A 24,589-nucleotide genomic window follows, 5' to 3' on the forward strand; every position below is an offset into this window, starting at 1 on the left:
ATGAGCGAGATCTATTATTGCTACTATTCATCACCAATCGGGCGGTTATTGATGATAAGCCAAGATAGCAAACTCACCAATTTAGATTTTGAAGCAGAGCAAATCGCCCCCAATCCAAAATGGATTTTACAGCCCGATCTCCCGCTTTTTATTCAGGTGTCGGAAGCCTTAACCTGTTATTTCAATGGGGAAAAGGAAACCTTTGCCGACATTCCTCTTGCTCCGCAAGGCACGCCATTTCAGCAAAGCATTTGGCAACAACTTTGCCAAATTCCTTATGGGGAAACCTCAAGTTATGGCGAACTCGCTCACCGTATTAATAATCCCAAAGCGATGCGAGCCGTTGGTGGTGCGGTGGGGAGTAATCCGATCAGCATTATCATTCCTTGCCACCGCATTTTGGGGAAAACTCGCCAGCTAACAGGCTTTGGCGGCGGCTTGCCCGCTAAACGTCATTTGTTGCAGTTGGAAAAAATTTCTTATGTGGATAAAGGCGTAGAATACGTTAAGCAAAAATTATTGAAAAAATACAAAAACTAAGCTCAAAAACGACCGCACTTTATGAATAGCCCAAAAACGGAACAAGACTTACTCGCCCTCGCCCAATCTCTCGCGGGGCTGACCTTTGGGGAACTGGCACAAGAGCTATCGCTTCCCGTTCCGCCCAATTTGAAACGAGATAAGGGCTGGGTTGGCACGTTGCTTGAAACCGCATTAGGGGCAACGGCGGGGAGCAAAGCAGAGCAAGATTTCGCTCATCTCGGCATCGAACTCAAAACCATTCCCATTGATAGCCAAGGCAAACCGCTAGAAACCACCTTTGTCAGCCTTGCCCCGTTGATTCACAATAGCGGTATCACTTGGCAATCCTCGCACGTTCGGCATAAATTATCCAAAGTCTTATGGATTCCCATCGAGGGCGAACGGCGTATCCCCCTTGCCGCCCGCCGCATTGGACAGCCCATTTTATGGCAACCCTCCCGCGAGCAAGAGCAACGCTTACAACAAGATTGGGAAGAACTGATGGAATATATTGTCTTCGGTCGCCTTGATGAAATCACCGCACGCCTTGGCGAAGTGTTGCAACTTCGCCCAAAAGGGGCGAATAGCAAGGCATTAACCAAAGGCATCGGACGCAACGGCGAAATCATCGACACCTTACCGCTCGGCTTTTATTTACGCAAAAATTTCACCCACGAAATTCTGCAACAATTTCAACAGCCCCGCTGATTTTCCTTTGCATAAATCTTAGAAAGCAATATATCATAGCCATTTCATTTCAAAATACACAACGCAACAAGCCGAAAACAGAATAAATCCATAATGCGATATGATTTTGACTCACACGGCTCATTTTAAGGAAACAACTATGTTTGATTGGCTCGCCAGCCCCGAAGCTTGGGTGGCTTTATTTACGCTAACTGCGTTAGAAATTGTACTTGGCATTGATAATATTATTTTTATCAGCATCTTAGTCGGACGTTTACCCGAAAAACAACGCCAATCAGGGCGGATTATTGGGCTGGGGCTTGCAATGGCAACGCGAATTTTATTGTTGCTTTCCCTCTCTTGGCTGATGAAATTAACCACGCCACTATTTGAAATTTTTGCTCAACCCATCTCAGGGCGAGATTTAATCTTGCTCGTGGGAGGCTTATTCTTGGTCGCAAAAAGTACGCACGAAATCCACCACGCAATGACGCCTGAAGAAGAGGAGGAACAAAGTGCGGTGAAAAAAGTGAATTTTTTTAGTGTGTTAATCCAAATCGCCATTTTGGATATTGTTTTCTCATTGGACTCGGTGATTACCGCCGTGGGAATGGCAAGTCAAGTAGGCGTGATGATCTTAGCCATTGTCATCGCCGTTGGCGTAATGATGCTCGCGGCAAAACCGATCGGGGATTTTGTTGAATCCCACCCCACTTTAAAAGTGCTAGCCCTCTCATTTCTCATCTTAGTGGGCGTGGCATTAATCGGTGAAGGGTTAGATTTCCACATTCCAAAAGGCTACATTTATTTTGCAATGGGCTTTTCTGTTGTGGTGGAAATGATCAACATTAAATTGCGTAAACGGTTGATTAAACGACTATAGTACTTAAACATATTATTATAAAAGTTCAGCGTAAGGTGTTTATCTAAAGATTGGGTAAATAGTACGCTGATACAAGCTAACAAGGAATGTTTTAAGCTTGAACGACTATTATACCCAATGCAGTTAAATAACAAGAATTATTATTTAATTATCAACTACTTAAATATATTTCGAGGTTGTTTAACACGTTTAAATTGGCTGATTAATAATACGAGTAATAATAAAGTATAAAACGCAAAAATCACCACAATCCATTGTGCCATAGAGAAACCTAAAAATGACCAAGTAATCTCCGAACAAGATCCTGTTGGGTTAAATACAGCTGGTACCCAACGATCTAGTGGTAAAGTTTGCGGGAATTCAGCTATATAAGAGCATTGATTCCAAGGTGCTGGATAAAGTTGGTAATCAACGTGCTTAATCGCTAATAACAGTCCCTTCACCGAACTTCCTAGCCCTCCTAGCAAGGCTAATAGGCGTAGAAGCAATGCTCTTGGGTAAAGTAAACCAAGCAATGCTGAAAAACTCAATCCGACTAACGCAACACGTTCGTAAATGCACATTACACAAGGGGCTAACCCCATTCCGTGTTGAAAATAAAGTGCGGTGCTTTCTAGGGCTAATGTTGATACAAGTAAAAGTAACCAGCCACCACGATTCATTGATAATTGTTTAAAATATTTCAGCATTGCAACTCCTTGTTATACAGGCGTGATTAATCCAATTTGCATTAAAAGTTGGGTTAAAGTGGGTAGGAAAAACTCTACCATTGTCAGTCCAACTAAAGAAAGTACTATCGTATAAGGTAGTGCCATATAAACCATTCTTCCGTAAGATAAACGAATTAATGGTGCAAGTGAAGAAGTCAGCAAGAATAAAAATGCGGCTTGTCCATTTGGTGTTGCAACCGATGGCAAGTTCGTCCCAGTGTTGATGGCTACGGCAATTAATTCAAATTGCTGTGGTGAAATAATCTGTTGTTCTAATGCCACTTTTGCTTCATTAATATAAACCGTTGCGACAAACACGTTATCGGAAATAGCAGATAATACCCCATTGAAAACATAGAACAGCATTAACTGTATCTCTTCCGAAGCTGAAAGCACAAGGTTAATAATAGGAGCAAACAGATGCTGATCTATAATCACTGCCACAACGGAGAAGAATACAACGAGTAATGCAGTAAATGGCAACGATTCTTCAAAGGCTTTACCAAGTGCGTGTTCGCTGGTAATTCCACAAGCAGATGTACATAAAATAATTACGCTTAGTCCGATTAACCCTACAGCGGCTAAGTGAAAGGCTAAACCAATCACCAACCACAAGCCCACTAAGGCTTGGATCACCAATTTAATACGCTCTTGATTGTTCATTTTAAGCTGGCGGTTACGGTCAAATTTAGCCAGTACGCCCCACACTTTACGCGGAAGTTTTGCACCATAACCAAATAAACGGAATTTTTCTACTACAAGGCAGGTCAATGCACCACAAAGTAAAATTGGCACGGTAACCGGTGTCATACGGAAAAAGAATTCGCCAAACCCCCATTTTGCTTGTTCTGCAATGATAAGATTCTGGGGTTCCCCCACCATTGTCATTACGCCACCCAATGCTGTTCCCACGGCAGCGTGCATCATTAAGCTACGCAAAAAGGCACGAAATTCTTCCAAGGTTTCGCGACTGTTGCCAATGTGCTTATCATCATTAATGTCATCAGAATCATCGAATTGTTTACCTGATGCCACTTTATGATACACGCCGTAGAAGCCCATTCCTACGCTGATGATGACAGCGACCACGGTTAATGCATCTAAAAACGCAGAAAGAAATGCAGCACTCAAGCAAAATGCAAGAGAAAGGGTAATTTTAGAACGGATACTGAGCAACAATTTTGTGAAGATAAACAGTAGCAACTGCTTCATAAAGTAAATGCCTGCTACCATAAACATCAGCAGTAAAATGACTTCAAAATTTGCCATAATTTCTGCTTTAACGTGTTCAGGGTGAGTCATTCCAATCATCACCGCTTCAATGGCTAATAGCCCACCGGGTTGTAATGGATAACATTTCAATGCCATTGCAAGGGTTAAAATAAACTCTGCAACCAATACCCAGCCAGCAACAAAAGGGCTAACACAAAAAAACAAAATCGGATTTAAAATTAAAAATCCGACTATTGCCAATTTGTACCAATCAGGACTTGCCCCTAAAAAATTTTTCAAAAACGCTTGTGTATAACTCATCATTTACAACCTTAATATAAAATAAAAAAATAACTGTACTAATTGTAATATATCCACCTTTCAAGGATAATAAAAAATCTTTATTTTGTTATCTATATCACAAATTTTCCAAAAATCTACAAGTAAAAAGTATGAATAATCACCATTCTATTCTTAAAGCTCAAAGCCCTGCTGGTTTGGCGGAAGAATATATCGTAAAAAGTATTTGGAATAATCATTTTCCTCCGGGTTCAGATCTCCCCGCTGAACGAGAGCTAGCAGAAAAAATTGGGGTAACAAGAACCACGCTTCGCGAAGTGTTGCAGCGTTTAGCTCGCGATGGTTGGTTAAATATTCAGCACGGCAAGGCCACAAGAGTGAATAATATTTGGGAAACGGCTGGCCCTAATATCATTAGCACTTTGATCCAACTGGATAAATCCACAATCCCCGTGATTATCACTAACGTGGTTTCCCTGCGAACAAAAATGGGCGAGCAGTATATTCCCGAAGCTATTCAAACAGATGCAACTGCTTCATTAAAACTATTTGAAAACTTACCGCACTTAGTAGATACACCGCAAGCCTATGCGGAGTTTGACTATCATCTATACCGCTCATTTACTTTTATTGCGAACAAACCTGTTTACGGTTTAATTCTGAACAGCTTTAAGGATCTTTATTACCAAGTTGCTTCACTATTTTTTCGCGAAGAAAAATCCCGCCAATTCACCTTACAGTTTTATCAAACCCTCCGCCAAAGTTGCGAACAAGGCAATGTTGAACTTGCCATTCAATGCCTAGCCGAAAACCGCGAGCGTAGTAGCAGCATTTGGAAAGCAATGTTACATCATTTGCCTGAGGATTTTGGGGAGTAACGCTATATTTGAAGAGATTATAGAGGTTTCAAAAAAAACGCCAGCTTCCACTGGCGTTTTTCCATACGTTACTGGCGATAATGTGCTAAAAACCGTGCGAGTTTGGTTAGTGCATCATCAAGTTGATGGACATAAGGCAAGGTTACAATGCGGAAATGATCGGGGGCGTGCCAGTTAAAGCCGCGTCCGTGTACTAACAGCACTTTTTCCTGACGCAATAAATCCAGCACCATTTTTTCATCATCGTAAATATTGAATTTTTTCACATCAATTTTAGGGAACATATACAACGCCCCCATCGGTTTCACACAACTGATCCCCTCAATTTGATTAATCATTTCAAAGGCTTTATTTCGCTGTTCTAACAAACGCCCGCCTGGGAGAATAAACTCATTAATGCTTTGATAGCCGCCCAATGCGGTTTGAATGGCGTGTTGCATGGGGTGATTGGCACATAAACGCATTGAGGCAAGCATATCCAAGCCCTCAATATAGCCTTTGGCGTGGTGTTTTGGACCATTTAAAATCATCCAACCTTGACGAAAACCCGCAACGCGGTAGGCTTTTGACAGCCCATTAAAGGTAATGGTGAGTAAATCAGGGGCAAGGGCGGCGATATGGTGATGAACCGCACCATCGTATAAAATCTTGTCGTAAATTTCATCGGCGAAAATGATGAGGTTGTGCGTTCTCGCAATTTCTACAATGCCTTTCAACAAATCTTCACTATACACCGCTCCCGTTGGATTATTCGGATTAATCACCACAATCGCTTTGGTACGAGAAGTGATTTTGCTTTTAATGTCTGCCAAATCAGGAAACCAATCCGCCTGCTCATCACAAAGATAATGCACCGCTTTCCCGCCCGCAAGGGTAGTCGCTGCCGTCCATAGGGGATAATCAGGCATTGGGATCAACACTTCATCATCATTATTCAGCAAGGCTTGTAACGACAAAGTAATCAGCTCAGACACCCCATTGCCAATATACACATCATCAACAGTTGCCCCTTTAATACCCTTAGATTGATAATATTGCACAATGGCTTTACGGGCGGAATAAATCCCTTTGGAATCGCAATAACCCTGTGCCGATGGCAAGTTGCGTAAAATATCCACCAGCACTTCATCTGGTGCTTCAAAGCCAAAAGGTGCGGGATTACCAATGTTCAATTTAAGAATTTTATGCCCCTCTTCCTCCAAGCGAAGTGCTTCTTTATGCACGGGGCCGCGAATATCATAGCAAACGTGTTCTAATTTATCTGATTTAGGGAATTGTTTCATTGTGGTAATCCTTGTTGCGATACAGAAATAGTGCAAATGTCTTTTAGCGTAAATTTCACCATTCGATTTCAAAAAAATTGGCTTTTTTCCCCGCACTTTACGCTTATTTTGCAAAGATGGAAAGATTTTGTAAAAAAATCTCTGAAAGTGCGGTAGAATTAGCCCCTATTTTTAACTTATTTTTCTGGCAAAGACAACGCTTTTTCAATGGATAATTTGCAATCAATAAAACAATGGTTTATGGATCAGCTTTACAACGCTTCTGCCACTCAGCAGAGCATTGCCTGCGTGGAATATGTGGCAGAAATGGATCTGAATTTATTAAGCTGGTTAAAAGGGCAAACCATCTATCCACAATGTTATTTGCATTTTCGCGACAGCCCCACCACCTTCGCGACGATTGGAAAAGTGCGGTCATTTTTGAGCCTAGATTTGGTACAAGCGTTCATTCAACAAACCACTTATCCGCTCGTGGGTGGCGTGCAGTTTTATGGCGAATGCCAGTTTATCTTGCCACGTCTTTTGCTCTTACAACAAGAAAACAAGCTAAAAATTCAACTATTTATAGATAATAACCAGCCTTTCGCACAAGAATATGAAGCCTGTGCTGTGGCATTAAAAACCTTTGAAAAACACACCGCACTTTTGCCGATTCGCCAATCCATTCATTTTGTCAAAAAATGGGCGGAACAAGCCGAGTGGTGTGATTGGGTGGAAAAGGCATTAGACCAAATTCAGCAAGGGCGGCTGAATAAAATCGTTCTCGCCAATGAAACTTTGTTCCAATCTGAAGGGGCGATTGATGCGAAGGATTTTTTGGCGGAAAGTGAACGCTATAATGTGGGTTGCTACCATTTTTTATTTGCCGAAAATGCGGATCGTGTTTTCATTGGCTCAAGCCCAGAGCGATTATATCAACGCATTGACCATACACTCCAAACGGAGGCGTTAGCTGGCACGGCGTTAGTGGGGGAAACGAAGCAGGAAACCCAACAGCACGCTAACTGGCTATTGCAAGATGAAAAAAATATCTACGAAAATCAATTAGTGGTCGAGGATATTCAGCAGCATTTAGCCCCTTATAGCCAGCAAATTCAGATTGCTGAATTAGGCTTGAAGCCGCTGCGACAAGTGCAACATTTAAGACGGCAAATCTGCGTGCAACTTCAGCCCGAATACGGCGATAGCACCTTGTTAGCCGCCATTCACCCCACCGCCGCGGTGGCAGGTTTTAGGCGAGATGAAGCCCTAGCCTTTTTACGCCAAACGGAAACCTTTGATCGCCATTGGTACGCGGGAACATTTGGCATTATGAGCCAAAAATGGGCAGAATTTTGCGTAACCATTCGCTCCGCATTCATTGAACGAGAGCAAATTCGCGTTTTTGCGGGGGCAGGGATTGTTGAAGACTCAATTCCCTTGTTAGAATGGCAAGAAATTGAACGTAAAGCCTTAGGATTAATTTCATTATTACAAGAATAAGAAAGGGAGAATACTATGTCAGTGAGTGTATTTAATCGTTGTTGGTCAAAAGTGATCTTAGAAACACTTGTGCGGCAAGGCGTTAGCCATTTTTGTATTGCTCCTGGTTCACGCTCCACCCCGCTCACCTTAGAGGCAGCACGCCTTGAACAAGGGGGACGAGCAAAATGCCATACGCATTTTGATGAACGCGGTTTAGGCTTTCTCGCTTTAGGCTTAGCCAAGGCGAGCAAAAAAACAGTGGCGATTATCGTAACCTCAGGAACAGCAGTGGCGAACCTTTATCCTGCGGTGATCGAAGCCCGCCAAAGTGGGGGGAATTTAATCGTGCTGAGTGCGGATCGCCCGCCTGAGTTACTTGAATGCGGAGCAAATCAAGCCATTTTGCAACAACATATTTTCGCTGACTACCCAGTGGCGAGTATCAATCTGCCTCGACCAAGCCAAGATTATGCCCCGAATTGGTTGATTTCCACGTTGGAACAGGCTTGTTATCGCCAACGAAATCAAGCGGGCGTGGTGCATATCAATGTGCCATTTGCTGAACCGATGTATGAAGCCAATGAGGACGCGATTGAGCATCACCCTTGGCTTGCTCCATTGCAAACTTGGTTTAATCAACATAAAAGCTGGAACAACTACCAAAAACCACAAAAAGAAGTGGTAATGCACGAAAATTGGGATCACTGGCGAACCCAACGCGGAATTATTTTGGTCGGCAAGCTCCCTCTGGAGCAAGCAATGGGCATTCGTGCTTGGGCGGAAACGCAAGGCTGGATTATGCTCACCGATATTCAATCAGGCGTTGAGCCAACGCTCCCTTACGCGGATATTTGGCTGGCGAACAAAACTGTACAACAAAAATTATTGCAGGCGGACATTGTCGTGCAATTCGGTTCGCATTTTATCAGCAAACGAATTAATCAATTTATGTCAGCCTTCAAAGGGGAATATTGGATCGTTGAGCCTTCTGATAAGGCAGTCGATCCCCATCATCACGCCCACACTCGCTTTAACGGCAAAATTTATCATTGGTTGCGTTCTCACCCGCCATTGCGTCAAAAACCTTGGCTGTTAGAGCCAATCGCTCTCGCCAAATTCTGTGCGAGCTTTGTAGAACAGCAAGTAGGGGGCAATCTCAATGAGGCTTCACTTGCACACCATTTAGAGCGTTTACTGCCGAGTAACGGCATACTCTTTTTAGGCAATAGCTTGTTTGTGCGTCTAGTCGATGCCCTCACAAAATTGCCTGAAGGTTACCCTGTTTACACCAATCGCGGTGCAAGTGGCATTGATGGCTTATTCGCCACCGCAGCGGGCTTGAGTATTGGCTCAAATCAACCGCTTGTGGCAATGCTAGGCGATACTTCCGCCCTTTACGATCTCAACTCCCTTGCCTTGTTCAAACAGGTCAATCAACCGACCATTCTGTTTGTGATCAATAATAATGGTGGAGCGATTTTTGATATGCTACCTGTGGATGAGGAAATGAAAGAGAAATTTTATCGAATGCCGCATAATCTTGATCTTTCACACGCCGCGGCAATGTTTGATCTCAAATATGCCCGCCCTTACACTTGGGCAGATTTGAGTTCCGTTCTCAAACAAGCCTACTTCCGCCGCGAAACCACCTTAATTGAAATTAAAGTGAACAGCACGGACGGCAGCACCATTTACAAACGCCTAATTGAACAAATTAGCAACGCGGTTATCGGTGCTTAACACAGAGGCGGAAAAATGATGCCTCACCTTGTTTTCTTGCACGGTTTACTCGGCACGAAAGCTGATTGGAAAAACGTCATCAAAAACTTACCGCACTTTACTTGCACCGCTCTCGATCTCCCCTTACACGGGGAGAATAAAGGGCTTCGCGTAACCAATTTTACTGAAACCGCTAGCGTGTTAAGCGAGCAAATTCAAAGTGCGGTGGGAAATCAACCGTATTTTTTGGTGGGCTATTCACTCGGCGGACGGATTGCTCTTTATTACGGCTTAGAAGCCAAGGTTGCAAAAGGAAATTTACAAGGGCTTATTTTAGAGGGAGCAAATTTAGGCTTATGCACGGAACAAGAACGACAACAACGCTGGCAAAATGATTGTCTTTGGGCTGAACGCTTTGCACAGCAACCGCCTCATCAAGTGTTAGAAGATTGGTATCAGCAACCGGTTTTCGCTCACTTAACCGCTATACAACGGCAACGCCTGATCCAACTACGCCAGTCCAACTGTGGTGAGAACATCGCTCAAATGCTCAAAGCCACCAGCCTCGCCAAGCAACCTGATTTCCGCCCAAAAGTGCGGTCAAATTCTCTACCCATTTTTTATCTGTGCGGTGAAAAAGATAACAAATTCCGCCGAATGGCTGAAGAAAACCTGCTCAATTATCACCTAATCCCCAACGCAGGACATAATGCCCACCTCGAAAATCCCCAAGCGTTTGCAGAAAAGTTAGTGTTGTTAATGAATAGTATAGCCGTTTAATAATAAAGCCCTGTAATTCAGGGCTTCACGAGATCATGCAGTATAATTCAAAAGAATATAAAAATACCCGCTGTATAGCCAGCGGGTATTTAGATTTTTTATCACAAAAGTGCGGTGTAAATTAAGCGAGAATTTTGTCTAGCTCGGCACTCACTGCTTCCACTTTTTGCGTGCCGTCGAGGCGGAAATATTGTGTGTTGCCCGCGGCGGCTTCTGCTTGGTAGTAATCCACTAGTGGTTTTGTGGTGTTGTGATACACTTTCAAACGATCTAACACGGTTTCAGGTTTATCATCAGCTCGAATAATCAATTCTTCGCCCGTTACATCGTCTTTGCCTTCCACTTTTGGTGGGTTGTAAATAATGTGATAAGTGCGTCCAGAGGCTTGATGTACACGGCGGCCGCCCATTCGCTCAACAATCACTTCATCAGGCACATCAAATTCTAAGACATAATCAATGCTGATCCCCGCATTTTTCAAGGCATCTGCTTGCGGAATGGTACGCGGAAAGCCGTCTAATAAAAAACCTTTCTCGCAATCTGCTTGTGCGACTCGCTCTTTCACCAACGAAATAATGAGATCATCTGGCACAAGTTGCCCCGCGTCCATTAGGGTTTTAGCTTGTTTGCCTAATTCTGTTCCCGCTTTGATCGCCGCACGCAACATATCGCCCGTTGAAATTTGCGGAATGCCAAATTTGTTCATAATAAATTGTGCTTGTGTGCCTTTTCCAGCACCTGGTGCACCTAGAAGAATAATTTTCATAATCACCTCATTAATCAAAAATGTGGCAATACCATACCTTTATTGCCCCAAAAACTCAATACTCGCATAACGATATGGATCAATTTTACTCAAAATAATAACGAAAAAGTGCGGTGATTTTTTTGTATGTTTTTGGGAGGATTAGAGCGTGTCGTTTTTTAGTGGTTAAATAAGTGTAGTTTGATCTCGCAGTGAAATTTTTTCGCTTTCAGACTAGCCACGCTTAATCGTTTTAGTTAGAATTCGTTCATTTTATTAATCGCAATTAAGAGGACAATCTTATGAATTTCCCCAATATCGCTAAACAAGTGATTGAAAAACTGGGCGGCAAAGACAATATTAATGCTTTAGCCCATTGTGCGACGCGTTTACGCATTGTCGTGAAAGATGAAAACAAAATTGACAAACAAGGCATTGAAAATATTGACGGGGTGAAAGGTCAATTCTCGGTGTCTGGGCAATATCAAATTATTTTTGGTTCGGGAACGGTAAATAAAGTTCACGATGAAATGGCAAAACAGCTCAACATCGGCGATATGACCAAAAACGAAGTGGCACAAGCCTCGGCGGACAATCAAGGGCTACTAATGCGTTTGGTGAAAGGCTTGGCAGATATTTTTGTGCCAATTATCCCTGCGATTGTGGCAGGCGGTTTGTTAATGGGTATTCACAGTATGCTCACGGCTCAAGGGTTTTTCTGGGACGTGCCACAAGCCTTACGCGATTCAGGGCAACCTATCACGGGTTATTCTGTTGTGGATCGCTTCAGCAATCTTTCTGATTTGGTTGATTTTATTAATACCATTGCTAACGCACCCTTCGTTTTCCTTCCTGTGCTACTCGGTTTTTCCGCAACACGCAAATTTGGTGGAAACCCATTTTTAGGGGCAGCATTGGGAATGTTGTTGGTTCACCCCGCATTAGCTGACGGCTGGAATTATGCCCTCACCGCCGCACAAGGCAAAATTACCCACTGGAATGTCTTCGGTTTAGAAATTGAAAAAGTGGGCTATCAAGGCACAGTGATTCCAACCTTAATTTCCGCTTGGGTATTGGCAACCTTAGAAAAAACCTTCCGCAAATTTATCCCTTCTTATTTAGATAACCTTATCACCCCAATGTTCTCGCTATTTATCGCGGGATTATTAGCATTTACGGTGATTGGGCCTATTGGACGTGAAGCGGGGGATTTGATCACCATCGGCTTAACTTGGTTATATGATAAACTTGGCTTTATCGGCGGTGGTATTTTCGGAACATTCTATGCTCCAATTGTGATTACAGGTATGCACCAAACCTTTATCGCGGTGGAAACGCAACTGCTTTCTAATATGGCATTATCAGGCGGTACATTCATCTTCCCAATCGCCGCAATGTCTAACATCGCACAGGGTGCGGCTTGTTTAGGTGTGGCATTCGCATTGAAAGATCCAAAAGTACGTGGCTTAGCCGTGCCTTCAGGGATTTCCGCATTATTAGGTATCACCGAACCCGCAATGTTTGGGGTGAATTTACGCTATCGCCAAGCATTCCTAGCCGCAATGATTGGCTCAGGTTTATCCAGTGCGTTTATTGCCTTCTTCAATGTAAAAGCACAAGCGTTGGGAGCGGCAGGGTTGTTGGGGATTCCATCTATCAAACCAGATAGCCTTGCGATGTACAGCATTGGAATGGTGATTTCCTTTGTTGTTGCTTTCAGCCTTTCTGTGATTTTGGTCAAACGAGCTCAAGTAAAATAAAAAAGCAAATACGAAGAAAAGCAGATCCCCGATCTGCTTTTTTATATTTAAGAAGGCATAGGAAATTCACCATCGTGTTAAACCTGCAAGGAAATATATTTTACAGCCGAAAACAAAAATAGTTATTTAAAAAATGCTTTTTATATCTATATGTTATTTGTAAGCCTGTTTCTGTATGTAAATTCCTTTCATCTATCTTATTGATAGCCAAATTATTATCGATCTAATTAAAGTGAGGTATGGTTATGCCTCATTTATATCTATAAACTCTAACTCATTTTTTCATATGATATGTTAGTACTGATTAGTGCTTTTATAAAATTTCGTTTTTTATTAATAATATTCTTTGTAGGAAACGGATTTCTAGCAAAAAAGAAGCACAATCAAACGCGTGTTCTTTTTTGTTTAAAGAATCGCAATTAGGAATTTATGAGGCATTGCAATGAACAAAGTTTATAAAATTATTTTTGACCCGATTTTAGGCTTATTTAAAGTGGTTTCGGAGTTAGCAAAGGGGAAGGGGAAAACAAACTCAAAAAGTTTAAAATCTAAAGCCGTTCTGCTGGCTTTAGCATTTGTATTTCCACAAGAACTCATCGCTAATGATGGTATTGCAACGGCTTCTTCTGGGAGTACTGAGCCTACTAATAATAACGGTATGATTATTCGAGCGAGTAGAACAAGTGGTGGAGACACACCTAGAGCTACTGTAATCGATAATGCTACTAATGCGATTGCTATTGGGAATGAAGCTAAATTAGGGGTAGATGGAACTGGTCATTTAAAGGGAAATAATGCAACTGTTGTGGGGAGTTACGCTAGAGCGTATAACACCGGTGATACAGTATATGGTACATATTCTCAGGCGAATGGCTCGCAAGTGTTAGGACCTAATTTTGTATTAGGGAATAGTTTTGATGATTTAGTAACTAATGGGCAATATTGGGTTTTAACTAACGGTAGACGTGTCGTAAGTCGTGGAGGGGGTGGCGGAGATAATGTGGCTCTAGGCTTTAAAGCTCTATCTTTTGGATTACAGTCTGTTTCTGTAGGTATGAAAATATTGCAAGTGGTAATAATGCAGTAAGTTTGGGGACCCGTTCTCAGGCTATTGCCAATAATGCTTTAGCGGTGGGAAATGAGTCAAAAAGTAGCGGAATTAATTCTGTTGCCGTCGGCTCTTCAGCTCATGCTGTAGGTACACATATTATTAATTTGGCTAATTTTAATAATATTGACTCTAGTTCGTGGACTGATCTAACCGATAATGTCCCTAATGCTATTCCAAAATCTATGTTTGTTAAAAATAAGAATAATGCATTAACTTGATCTGCACCCCAAAAGTTGGACTAAATAACCAACTGATTAAGGTGCAGATTTTTTATGACTAAATATACTCAACGTTTCAAACAACAAGTGCTCGACTTTTATCATCAAAATGGAAAAAACCGTTCGCTTACTCGCCAGTATTTTCAGCTTCCCCAAAGCACGTTAGCACGTTGGATTGCGAAATTTAATCATAATGGAATCAATGGATTAGCTGTGTTAGGTAAAAAACGATGTTATTCTGTTGAGTTTAAATTAAAGGTTATTCAAGCTATCAAAAAAGGCCAGTGCTCCGCTGAAGCCGCCTGCTTTCACTTTGATATCCCCAGTTCAGGGATAATTAGTCAATGGTTGCAACGCTTTGAAAAACAAGGTATAGATGGGTTATTACTCAAACCTAAAGGTCGTCCAAGTATGAAACTCAACTCACCTAAAATGCCACCAACGCCCAAAACAGAAGAAGAACGCTTGCGTTACCGAATTTTGGAATTAGAAGCGGAGAATGCAATGCTAAAAAAGTTGCAGGAACTCAACCAACAAAAAATGCAGAAAAAGCCGTCATCGTAAATGCCTTACGCTCGCGTTTCCCGTTGGAATTGTTACTCAGGCTAATCGGATTGGCACGCAGTTCGTTCTTTTATCATCTCAAGCCAAAGTCGGATAAAAATGTAGCGATTTCACAGAAAATAGAGGAAATTTATCGCAAAAATGACGAAAATTATGGTTATCGTCGAATTACCTTGGAATTAAGGAAATACTTGATTATCAACCACAAAAGGGGGCAAGCGATAATGCAACGTTTGGGGTTAAAAGGAAAAAGTAAGCAGAAAAAATATCGTTCTTACCAAGGCAAAGTGGGACACATTGCCGATAATCTGTTGCAACGGGATTTTACGGCAACGATGCCGAATGAGAAGTGGGTAACGGATATCACCGAGTTCAAATGTGCGGAAGGCAAAGTGTATTTATCGCCGATTAAAGACTTGTTTAATAACGAAATTATTGCTTATGATGTGGCGAGAAGTCCGAATTTTGAGCAGATAACCAGAATGTTGACCCAGGCGGTGAACCGATTAGCGGGGGAAAAACCGATACTGCATTCCGACCAAGGATGGCAGTATCAAATGATGGGTTATCGGGAGATATTGAAAAAACACGGTATTACGCAAAGTATGTCGAGAAAAGGTAATTGCCTTGATAATGGTGCGATGGAAAGCTTTTTCGGGCGATTGAAGACGGAATGTTACTTTGGCAAGCGGTTTGAAACCTTTGAACAGCTTGAAAAAGTGATTCACGAGTACATTCATTACTACAACAATGAGCGTATTCAAGTGAAGCTCAAAGGACTAAGCCCTGTGGAATACAGAACTCAGTCCTTGAATGAAATTAGAATATAGTCTAACTTTTTGGGGGCAGATCAACTTCTCAGACATCGGAGGAAACAACAGCGTTGGGTTCAACAGCACTTGCTTTTGGTGATAGGGCAGTTTCTGTTGGGGTAAAAACCATTGCGAATAATACAGCTGCTCTTGCTTTAGGCACTGAATCAATTGCAAGAACAAATTATACCATTGCCCAAGGTTATCAAGCTAAAGCTTGGGAAGAAAGGGCGATTGCAATTGGTCAACAAGCAAAAGCAAATACAGAAAATGCTATTGTGTTAGGTAATGGATCTTCAAATCAATCACAGAATGCTCTTGTACTAGGTAATGAAATCACTTTAGCATCTGGCAATAACAGTTCGGTTGTTATCGGTCATCAATCCACCATTGCAACCAACGGTGAAACGCGTGGGACAAGTTTTTATGATTCTGCAACTATTGGCGGTTTAACTTATGGTGGTTTCACAGGAAATCCAACAAGTGTGTTTAGCATTGGACCAGCAGGGGGCAGAACCTTACAACACGTTGCAGCTGGACAAATCAGTGCAACTTCTTTAGACGCGATCAACGGTTCACAACTTTATCGTACAAACCTTGCTTTAGGCAATTTAGCTACAACGCTTGTTAGCAATTTAGGTGGTAATGCGGCAGTTGTTAATACAAATGGCGATACATTAGGTCAGTTGAGTTTTTCTAATATTGGAAACACAGGGCAAGATACCGTACACGGAGCAATCCAGAAAATTGCAGATAGTACAGTAACTCTAGCAGGCAATAGTGGTACAACGACAGCACAAAATCGTCAAACTAATTCTAGTTTTGGTATTAAGGGGGCAGATGATGGGGGCATTACCACCACAGCTTCAGGCTCTGATGTGCAAATTTCCCTTGATCAAACAACTAAAGATACTTTAGCTAAAGTTGCCCCAATGGAAACCAAAGTAACCACCATTGAAGGGGATTTAGCTACGACGAAGAGCGATCTTGCAACGACAAAAAATGATCTTGCAACAACCCAAGGCGATGTAACCAATATCCAAAATACGGTAAATCAGCTTTCATCAGGTAAAGCTGATACTGCGTTAAGTAATCTTACTGATGAAGGTAAAAATGTCATTACAGGGTTAGTGGATGTAACAAGCTCTTCACAAGCCTTGACTGTTTCTCCATCAACAGATAACGCAACGAAAAAGAAAACCTTTGAACTTAGCCTAGATGAAGCAGGCATTAAACAACTTGCTGGCACGACAAATTTAGCTGGCGATATTGAGGCAGCAAAAACAGCAGCAATAAATGAAGCAAATAGTTTTACCACTAACAAAATTAATAACCTTAGTTCAACATTAAAATTTGAGGGTGACACTAAAACAGATGAGCCTCAGGTTAATTTAAAAACGGAAACCTTAAAAATTAAGGGAAAAGAAAATTTTGTAACAACTTCAGCAAGTGGTACAGAACTAACCATTGATCTTGCTGAATCATTAAAGAATAAATTAAATAATTTACCGACTAATGCCACACAAGATATTCAAAATATTACGAATAAATTAGGTGACACAGCATTAACAACCGTTAATGGCAACACCACACCAACTACGATTACGCAAGCCATCAACCAAATTACAAATGCGGTAAATTCTGGTTGGGAAATTCAACAAGTCGGCAATAAGAAAGGGGATATTGGTGCAGGTAAAAAAGTGAACTTTGCCAATGGTAACCTAACTACTGCAAGTGTGGAAATGCCAACTGATAGCGATGTGGCAACGGTGAAGTTTGATGTGCAAACCACAAACCTAACCAATGATGACGACACAGGTGTTGTTTCCGTAACAGACGAAAATAAAAATAAATTGGTGTCTGCTGAAAACATCGCAACAGCTATTAATAAAGCTACCAGTAGCTTAAGTTCTTCTTTGGCATTCAGAGGGGATAATAATAAACAAGTAGAAGCATCTGAATCAAATGCAAACAATACAAAAGTTGATCTAAAAACTCAAACTCTTAAAGTATTAGGCACTCAAGATCAAATTAAAACAAATGCAACAGTGGATGGGCTAAAGATTGGTTTGGATTCGGCAATTACCGATAAATTGACCCAATTAGAAAACTCTTCTACAAGTGCGGCAGGAGATATTACCAATATTAAAAATTTACTTGGTGATACTAACCCAACCACAAAAATTAACGGAAATAACACCGCACCTACATCAATTAGCGATGCAGTTAATCAACTTACTACCGCAGTGAACACAGGTTGGAAGTTGAAAGGCAATGGCTCTGAAGTGGAGGATATTGGTGCAACCGAAGCGGTGGATTTTGTTAATGGCACCAACACCACAGCAACAGTTACTGCAAAAACCGCAGACAAACCTGCCACCGTGCGTTTTAGTGTAAACACGACGACATTAGCAAATGACAGCACAACAGGGACAATTACGACACCAACGGCGGGCGATGAAAATAAATTAGTCACTGCCGGAAACCTTGCCACTGTAGTGAATAATGCCGTTGATCCCGATAAACTTGCTGCGAATGTGAATCTAAGTTACACCTCAACAAATGGTACATCAACAGCGAGTCCTGCGAAAACAGTTTCTTTATCGCAAGGGCTGAACTTTAAATCGCCAGATGATAAATTAACCATTACAGCGAATGATAATGGTGAAGTGCTGTTCCAAGCGAAAGATTGGACAAGTGATATTACTACAGCGAAAGAGGCAGCAGTTACTGAAGCGAAAACTTATACTAATACGCAAATCTCTGGTTTAAGCTCAAGCTTGAAGTTTACTGGGGATATGAATGTTCCAGAAAATCTTAAAGATCCAAATGCACCAAGTGTTGATTTGAAAAACCAAGCACTTGCCGTGAATGGTACTTCAGGTTATGTTACAACAAAAGCAGAAGGACAAACCTTAACCATTGATTTAGATAGCGATTTAAAAGGGAAATTAGATAATCTCCCTACCAATGTGAATGAAAGTTTACAAACCATTAATAACAAAATTGGTACTGCTCCAGCTGACGCACCGAATGCACAAACTTCGCCTGCAGGGGCTGATGGATTAAATGGCAAAAGCCTAACAGAGCAAATTAACGCCTTGCGTGATGGCACGGCAGGCAATGTGGTTTATACCGATCCAGCGGGTAACCGTTTAGTAAAAGGGGCAGATGGAAATTATTATCCAAAAGACACCGCACTTGGTGCTGATGGTTTGCCAACGGATAAAACTGTTCAACCAGTGGCAAAAGATCAAATTGTTACAACCACAGTAAACCCAGATGGCTCAACCACAACACCAACCCAAATGGGCAATGTGAAAAGTGGTTTAGGTTTAGATGGCACAGGGGCTGATGGTACTTCTGGTTCACCATCTGATCCAAAAGCCATTACGGCTGAAAAAGCGAAAGAGGCGTTAAATGGTAAAGATGGTAATCCAGGATTATTGGCAATGGAAGGGGCTAATAACCTTAACAAAGTGGCAACCGTTGGCGACTTACAAGCCCTTGCTCAAGCGGGTATTGATTTCTTAGGTAATGAGGATACAAATAAAGCGATCCACAAAACCTTAGGTTCAACGTTAAGTATTGAAGGGAAATCTGGAGAGAAATATAGCGATACGAATAAAGATAAGTATAGTGCAGATAATTTGATCACTCATAGTGATAACGGCAAGTTACGCATTGAAATGCTGAAAAACCCTAACTTTGAGAGCGTTCAGTTAGGCTCTTCTGCAGGTGAAAAAATTACATTAACACCTGATGCGGATAACGGAAAATTGACTTTAGCAAAAACCAAAGCAGATGGTTCACCGTTAGATAATCCTGCGGATAACAAAGTAGTCCTTGATGGCTTAAAAGCAGGTGAAACAGCAGATTCAGCTGTAACGAAAGGGCAACTTGATGAACTTGCTTCACAAATTGGTACGCCTGTGCCTGAGGATAAAACAGGTACTGCGGGAGCTGATGGTTTAAATGGAAAAACCTTAGCTGAAAAAGTCGATGCACTTCGTGACGGTACAGCGGGCAATGTGGTTTATACCGATCCAGATGGTAACCGTTTAGTGAAAGGGGATGATGGCAAATATTATCCAGCGGGTACGCAATTTAATGATCAAGGACAGCCTGTAGATAAACAAGGGCAACCTGTTGCGGCTGTTCCAACAGAAAATTTAATTGCAACTACGGTAAATCCTGATGGTTCAACCACCTCTCCAGTTCAAATGGGCAATGTGAAAAGTGGTTTAGGCTTAGATGGCACAGGGGCTGATGGTACTTCTGGTTCACCATCTGCTCCAAAAGCCATTACGGCTGAAAAAGCGAAAGAGGCGTTAAATGGTAAAAATGGTAAAAATGGTAATCCGGGATTATTGGCAATGGAAGGGGCTAATAACCTCAACAAAGTGGCAACCGTTGGCGATTTACAAGCCCTTGCTCAAGCGGGTATTGATTTCTTAGGCAATGAAGCTGAAGGGAAGGCAATCCACAAAACTTTAGGTTCAACCTTGAAAATTGAAGGGAAATCTAACACTACTTATGATGATAGTAATAAAGCTAACTACAGTGCGGATAATCTAATTACCCATAATGATGGTCGCACATTACGCATTGAAATGTTGAAAACCCCAACTTTTGAGGGTGTGAAACTAGCAACAAATGATGGAACACCAATTAGCTTAGCACCTAGCGAAGACGGTTCTTCTTTAACCTTTAGCAAACCAAGTGATGATGGTTCATCAACAATGCCAGTTGAATTGAAAGGTGTTGCAGCGGGAACAACAGAGAATTCTGCAATTAATAAAGCCCAATTAGATGAACTGAAAAATCAATTAGGTTTATCGGATACACCAGAAGTATCTCCAACGGAAAGCCCAGCAGGAAAAGATGGCTTAGACGGCAAAACATTAACCGAAAAAGCCAATGCCTTGCGTGATGGTCTGGCAGGCAATGTGGTTTATACCGATCCAAATGGTAACCGCTTAGTAAAAGGTTCTGATGGTAAGTATTATCCTGCTGAACAAGTGGGTAATAAAGTGCAAGGGACTGATGGTAAATGGTATCCAGAAGGCACAACATTTAAAGATGGCAATCCTATTGCGAAAGATGGTTCTTCAGCTACCGCTTTAGCTGATACAGATACGCCAAAAGAAGTTGCTAAAGATAGCATTGTTTCAACAGCAGTGAATCCAGATGGTAGCACAGCAAACCCAATTCAAATGGGGAATGTGAAAAGTGGCTTAGGGTTGGATGGATCAGCTGGCAATAATGGTCAAGATGCTAATGCAGCAGATCCAAAAGCGATTACTGCTGAAGCAGCAAAAAATGCCATTGCAGGAGCCGATGGGCAATCTGGTTTATTAACCAAATCTGGAGCTGACTTAAACAAAGTGGCTACTGTTGGCGACTTACAAGCCTTGGCTCAAGCAGGATTGGATTTTAATGGAAATAATACTGATGCGGTTGTTCACCGTCCACTTGGCACGAAATTAGAGATTGTAGGCGATAGCCCAGCAACTAATTTTGCAAGTGCGGTCGGAAATATCAATGTTTTTGGCGACCCAACGAATAACAAATTAGTGATTCAGTTAAGCAAGGTGCTGACGAATATCACGAGTATCGGCGGTGGCGTCAAAGATTCAGTAACAGATAAAACATCGACAAACCCAGAAGATCAAAAGGCACAATTAACCTTTAATGACGATGATCTCGCATTAAATAATAAAACCTTATCTGGTGTGAAAAGTGCGATTAAACCTGCAACAGAAACACAAGATAAAACAATGTTAGATCACCTTAAAGAAGCGGCAAAAGATAAAGGTTCTAGTGTTGTGAATGTGGAAGATCTTGCAGAGGTTACCGCCGCGTTAGAAACTGAATTGACTGATAAAGGCTTATCTTTTGGTGGCGACAGTGGTGAGAAGGTTTCTCGCAAATTAGGTGAACAACTGGATGTGAAAGGTGGGGTAACTGATCCAGCGAAATTAACCGATGATAATATTGGTGTGGTTACTGATCCTGATAACAATGCGTTAATAGTGAAATTGGCGAAAGAGATTTCAAATATTTCTTCTATTACAACGGAAACGAAAGATGGGCAAAGTGCTACCTTTAATTCTGCGGGAATGACAATTACAGGCTCTGATGACAAAGCAGGACAAAGTGCGAGCTATGGTTTAGGCGGCACAACGCTTACGAATGGAGAAAATAAGGCGGAACTTAAGCCAGAATCTCTGACCTTTAGTGATGCGACAAATCCTGATGGGGCTAAGTCTTCACTGAGTAAAGATAGTTTGAATTTTACTAAAGAAGACGGCTCAAAAGGTATCAGTGTTAATGGTAAAGATGGCACTATTTCAAACTTGGCTGATCGCACTCTAGTGGGACAAGACGGTAATGGCCCATTGAGTAGTGATTATGGTACAGGCGATAACCGTAATAATGCAGCTACAGAAGGGGCATTAAAAGATCTTGCGGATAAATTGGGTGTAAGCACACCGAATACTTTACCAATTGATGGTGCTACTGGCCCAAGCGGTGCTGATGGTTTAAATGGAACTTCTGTGTTAGATAAAATCCAAGCATTGCGTGATGGAACTGCGGGTAATACGGTTTATACCAATGAACAAGGTGAACGTTTAGTGAAGATCACGACGCCAGATGGTTCATCAGCTTATTATAAAGCGGGAGATTTAACGAAAGATCCTACAACGGGAGCATTAACACCAAATCCGAATACAACACCTGTACCATCAACGAATATAGTGATATCAAACGTTAATCCAGATGGCTCAACCACAACACCAACCCAAATGGGCAATGTGAAAAGTGGTTTAGGTTTAGATGGCAAAGGGGCTGATGGTACTTCAGGCTCACCATCTGATCCAAAAGCGATTACTGCTGAAGCAGCAAAAAATGCCATTGCAGGAACCGATGGGCAATCTGGTTTATTAACCAAATCTGGAGCAGACTTAAACAAAGTGGCAACGGTTGGTGATTTACAAGCACTTGCTCAAGCTGGATTGGACTTTGTGGGTAACAATGAAGAAAATGTTCATCGTCCATTAGGTACGCAACTGAAAGTGGTAGGTGATGGCGTTGATGCCGCTAAAGCAAAAGACTTTGAAAGTGCAACAGGCAATATTAATGTGAAAAGTAATGCCACAGATAATAGCTTAACAGTGCAGTTAGCTAAAGATCTGGAAAACCTAACATCATCTGAATTTAAAGACGCAGAAGGAAATACAACCACTGTAAATGGGGCGGGAATCACTATTACACCTCCAGCAAAAGATGATGGTAGTGTTGCACCTTCCGTTTCACTGACTAGTAAGGGTTTAGATAACGGTGGTAATAAGATCACTAACTTGGCAAAAGGTGAGGATGATGGTGATGCTGTGACTATTGCACAGTTAAAAGAACTTACTCAAGCTGTAACGGGAAGTAGTGATATTAATATCGCGAATAAAGAGGTTAATAAAGATACTAAAGTATTAGATGACGGTACCATCTTTGAAGGTGAAACGAGTGGTGATGTTCTTGTACAAGATGGTAAACCTGTACTTAAAACCTATAATGTTTCTGAACAGAAAGAGTACTTGACCAACTCGGTATATACTGCAATTAGCAATATGAACGAGCAAGGGATTAAGTTCTTCCATACCAATGATGGCAAAACACAACAGACGAATCAAGCGAGCAATACAGAAGACTCCAGTGCAAGTGGTGCGTATTCGACAGCTATCGGCTATCAATCAAGTGCTGAAGGAGAAAATTCTTTGGCGATAGGTAGCGGTTCTGTGGTTAAAGGTGAAAACAGTATTGTTATTGGTTCTGAAGGCAGTGTTCACGGTAGTGATAGCATTAGTGTCGGAACAGGTAATGAAGTTTTCGGGAATAACTCAGGGGCTTTCGGTGACCCGAGTATTATTAATGCAACAAGCAGTTACTTAGTTGGTAATGATAGTACGCTTGGTTCAGGAGATGAATTGACAAAATTAGTTGAAGAACGGAAAGCATTAACTCGCCCTACGCGTCTAGGTAAATTGGAAAAGAAAGGTGCAACGGAATCCGATCAAGACTATCAAAACAGAGTCAATGATCATTTAGAAAAAATGATGGAATATAACACCGCACTTGCGGATTATATGGAAAAACGCGAGGCAATTAATGAGAAAATCACCGCATTAAGTGAGAAAACCCAAGGTGTTATGGCAATGGGGAATGATATAACTGTTACACAAGGATCAAACGGAGCCTTAGTAATGGGAAGCAACAGTTATGTTAATGTACTCAATAGTGGACTTGATACAAACATACAAGGTATTGCCATTGGTAATAACACCCGTGTTGATACAAATGCAAGTAGTGTTGCATTAGGTAGTGGTGCTCACGCTTTACAATCTTTAGAAGCGTTACAAGCTGCCACTGTGTATGCACACGAGCAAGCTGTAGGTAAAGGCAGTGAGGTTATTGGTGAGGTATCTTTCGGTAAAGAGGGAGAATACCGCCGTTTAACTAACGTAGCTGCTGGAGCTGCCGATACTGATGCGGTGAATGTAAGTCAGTTGAAAGGTGTTGCATCAAATATCAATCAACAACTGAATAATCTTTCTCAAAACATCAGTGGTGTTGCGGCTTCTTCCGCTGCAATGGCGAATTTACCTCAAGCTTATCTTCCAGGTAAAAGTATGGTTGCCGTTTCCACGGGTTACCATAAAGGGCAATCTGCTATTGCCTTAGGGGTATCTCGTATTGCGGATAATGGAAACTTGATTATTAGAGCAAGTGCTAGCCATAATACGCAAAACGACTTTACTGGTGGAATTGGCGTTGGGTATCAGTGGTAAGATAATCTGCCCTCTTAGTTTAAGAGGGCGATATTTGAGATACGCTGAAATTTGACATTAATAAAAAAGGACAGATTTATTCAACCTGTCCTTTT

The 24,589-nt window shown here is 41.7% G+C and carries 16 protein-coding genes; 12 read left to right on the forward strand and 4 right to left on the reverse strand.

The genetic code is table 11. The features are described 5' to 3' along the window. From DXZ23_RS07720 to DXZ23_RS07730, 3 genes are all read left to right on the forward strand, one after another. Entirely contained in the window at positions 1-540 is a 540-nt protein-coding gene (locus DXZ23_RS07720; RefSeq protein WP_017806019.1) for a methylated-DNA--[protein]-cysteine S-methyltransferase, read from the forward strand. Between the two features lie 21 nt (positions 541-561). Continuing rightward, a complete protein-coding gene (mutH, locus tag DXZ23_RS07725) occupies positions 562-1,230 on the forward strand; it encodes a DNA mismatch repair endonuclease MutH (protein WP_017806018.1) in 669 nt (222 codons plus the stop codon). Between the two features lie 139 nt (positions 1,231-1,369). Further along, on the forward strand, positions 1,370-2,092 hold the full coding sequence (locus DXZ23_RS07730; RefSeq protein ID WP_017806017.1) for a TerC family protein: 723 nt from the start codon (positions 1,370-1,372) through the stop codon (positions 2,090-2,092). 155 nt (positions 2,093-2,247) lie between these two features. Here the strand turns inward: DXZ23_RS07730 and dsbB are convergent, their stop codons facing one another. Beyond that, positions 2,248-2,781 carry a disulfide bond formation protein DsbB gene (gene dsbB, locus DXZ23_RS07735; RefSeq protein ID WP_017806016.1) on the reverse strand — a complete coding sequence of 178 codons (534 nt, stop codon included), beginning with the start codon at positions 2,779-2,781 and terminating at the stop codon, positions 2,248-2,250. Positions 2,782-2,793: 12 nt separating this feature from the next. Then, the gene (gene nhaB / locus DXZ23_RS07740) at positions 2,794-4,335 is read right to left on the reverse strand and encodes a Na(+)/H(+) antiporter NhaB (protein WP_017806015.1); all 1,542 of its coding nucleotides are present in this window, start codon (positions 4,333-4,335) and stop codon (positions 2,794-2,796) included. 131 nt (positions 4,336-4,466) lie between these two features. Here nhaB and fadR point away from each other — a divergent pair, with 131 nt between their 5' ends. Continuing rightward, positions 4,467-5,192, forward strand: a complete 726-nt coding sequence (gene fadR, locus DXZ23_RS07745) for a fatty acid metabolism transcriptional regulator FadR (protein ID WP_017806014.1) — start codon at positions 4,467-4,469, stop codon at positions 5,190-5,192. Positions 5,193-5,260: 68 nt separating this feature from the next. Here the strand turns inward: fadR and DXZ23_RS07750 are convergent, their stop codons facing one another. Beyond that, a complete protein-coding gene (locus DXZ23_RS07750) occupies positions 5,261-6,475 on the reverse strand; it encodes a pyridoxal phosphate-dependent aminotransferase (protein WP_017806013.1) in 1,215 nt (404 codons plus the stop codon). Between the two features lie 207 nt (positions 6,476-6,682). On the opposite strand from DXZ23_RS07750, the gene DXZ23_RS07755 reads away from it, so the two are divergent. The 3 genes from DXZ23_RS07755 to menH are packed head-to-tail and all read left to right on the forward strand — an operon-like array spanning position 6,683 to position 10,438. Beyond that, entirely contained in the window at positions 6,683-7,957 is a 1,275-nt protein-coding gene (locus DXZ23_RS07755; protein WP_017806012.1) for an isochorismate synthase, read from the forward strand. 15 nt (positions 7,958-7,972) lie between these two features. After that, positions 7,973-9,679 carry a 2-succinyl-5-enolpyruvyl-6-hydroxy-3-cyclohexene-1-carboxylic-acid synthase gene (menD, locus tag DXZ23_RS07760; RefSeq protein WP_017806011.1) on the forward strand — a complete coding sequence of 569 codons (1,707 nt, stop codon included), beginning with the start codon at positions 7,973-7,975 and terminating at the stop codon, positions 9,677-9,679. An 18-nt stretch (positions 9,680-9,697) separates the two neighbouring features. Continuing rightward, positions 9,698-10,438, forward strand: coding sequence for a 2-succinyl-6-hydroxy-2,4-cyclohexadiene-1-carboxylate synthase (gene menH, locus DXZ23_RS07765; RefSeq protein WP_026138511.1), 741 nt, complete (start codon positions 9,698-9,700; stop codon positions 10,436-10,438). Positions 10,439-10,559: 121 nt separating this feature from the next. Here the strand turns inward: menH and adk are convergent, their stop codons facing one another. Further along, positions 10,560-11,204 (reverse strand): adenylate kinase, encoded by a 645-nt coding sequence (gene adk, locus DXZ23_RS07770; RefSeq protein ID WP_017806009.1) that lies wholly within the window; start codon positions 11,202-11,204, stop codon positions 10,560-10,562. A 281-nt stretch (positions 11,205-11,485) separates the two neighbouring features. On the opposite strand from adk, the gene DXZ23_RS07775 reads away from it, so the two are divergent. The 5 genes from DXZ23_RS07775 (at position 11,486) to DXZ23_RS07795 (ending at position 24,494) form a co-directional block, all read left to right on the forward strand. Then, the gene (locus tag DXZ23_RS07775) at positions 11,486-12,943 is read left to right on the forward strand and encodes a sucrose-specific PTS transporter subunit IIBC (RefSeq protein WP_035686802.1); all 1,458 of its coding nucleotides are present in this window, start codon (positions 11,486-11,488) and stop codon (positions 12,941-12,943) included. Between the two features lie 442 nt (positions 12,944-13,385). Beyond that, positions 13,386-14,030 carry an ESPR domain-containing protein gene (locus DXZ23_RS07780; protein ID WP_017806007.1) on the forward strand — a complete coding sequence of 215 codons (645 nt, stop codon included), beginning with the start codon at positions 13,386-13,388 and terminating at the stop codon, positions 14,028-14,030. Between the two features lie 2 nt (positions 14,031-14,032). After that, entirely contained in the window at positions 14,033-14,272 is a 240-nt protein-coding gene (locus tag DXZ23_RS07785; protein WP_017806006.1) for a hypothetical protein, read from the forward strand. A gap of 54 nt (positions 14,273-14,326) precedes the next feature. Continuing rightward, positions 14,327-15,666 (forward strand): IS3 family transposase gene (locus DXZ23_RS07790; protein ID WP_114995487.1). Its coding sequence is split into 2 segments (ribosomal slippage): positions 14,327-14,777 and positions 14,777-15,666, totalling 1,341 coding nucleotides; the frame shifts between segments, so codons are not numbered across the junction. Positions 15,667-15,719: 53 nt separating this feature from the next. Next, positions 15,720-24,494, forward strand: a complete 8,775-nt coding sequence (locus DXZ23_RS07795; RefSeq protein WP_021724150.1) for a YadA-like family protein — start codon at positions 15,720-15,722, stop codon at positions 24,492-24,494. The last annotated feature ends 95 nt before the right edge of the window (positions 24,495-24,589 follow it).

The organism is Avibacterium paragallinarum (assembly GCF_900450705.1).
In the GTDB taxonomy this organism is placed as follows: Bacteria; Pseudomonadota; Gammaproteobacteria; order Enterobacterales; family Pasteurellaceae; genus Avibacterium; species Avibacterium paragallinarum.

What these genes read in the sequence shown, in the direction of transcription:
- menH (WP_026138511.1), top strand. Translation starts at nt 9,698, where the DNA reads ATGCCTCACCTTGTTTTCTTGCACGGTTTACTCGGCACGAAAGCTGAT.
- mutH (WP_017806018.1), top strand. Translation starts at nt 562, where the DNA reads ATGAATAGCCCAAAAACGGAACAAGACTTACTCGCCCTCGCCCAATCT.
- DXZ23_RS07780 (WP_017806007.1), top strand. Translation starts at nt 13,386, where the DNA reads ATGAACAAAGTTTATAAAATTATTTTTGACCCGATTTTAGGCTTATTT.
- adk (WP_017806009.1), bottom strand. Translation starts at nt 11,204, where the DNA reads ATGAAAATTATTCTTCTAGGTGCACCAGGTGCTGGAAAAGGCACACAA.
- fadR (WP_017806014.1), top strand. Translation starts at nt 4,467, where the DNA reads ATGAATAATCACCATTCTATTCTTAAAGCTCAAAGCCCTGCTGGTTTG.
- dsbB (WP_017806016.1), bottom strand. Translation starts at nt 2,781, where the DNA reads ATGCTGAAATATTTTAAACAATTATCAATGAATCGTGGTGGCTGGTTA.
- DXZ23_RS07750 (WP_017806013.1), bottom strand. Translation starts at nt 6,475, where the DNA reads ATGAAACAATTCCCTAAATCAGATAAATTAGAACACGTTTGCTATGAT.
- DXZ23_RS07755 (WP_017806012.1), top strand. Translation starts at nt 6,683, where the DNA reads ATGGATAATTTGCAATCAATAAAACAATGGTTTATGGATCAGCTTTAC.
- DXZ23_RS07730 (WP_017806017.1), top strand. Translation starts at nt 1,370, where the DNA reads ATGTTTGATTGGCTCGCCAGCCCCGAAGCTTGGGTGGCTTTATTTACG.
- menD (WP_017806011.1), top strand. Translation starts at nt 7,973, where the DNA reads ATGTCAGTGAGTGTATTTAATCGTTGTTGGTCAAAAGTGATCTTAGAA.
- nhaB (WP_017806015.1), bottom strand. Translation starts at nt 4,335, where the DNA reads ATGAGTTATACACAAGCGTTTTTGAAAAATTTTTTAGGGGCAAGTCCT.
- DXZ23_RS07720 (WP_017806019.1), top strand. Translation starts at nt 1, where the DNA reads ATGAGCGAGATCTATTATTGCTACTATTCATCACCAATCGGGCGGTTA.
- DXZ23_RS07775 (WP_035686802.1), top strand. Translation starts at nt 11,486, where the DNA reads ATGAATTTCCCCAATATCGCTAAACAAGTGATTGAAAAACTGGGCGGC.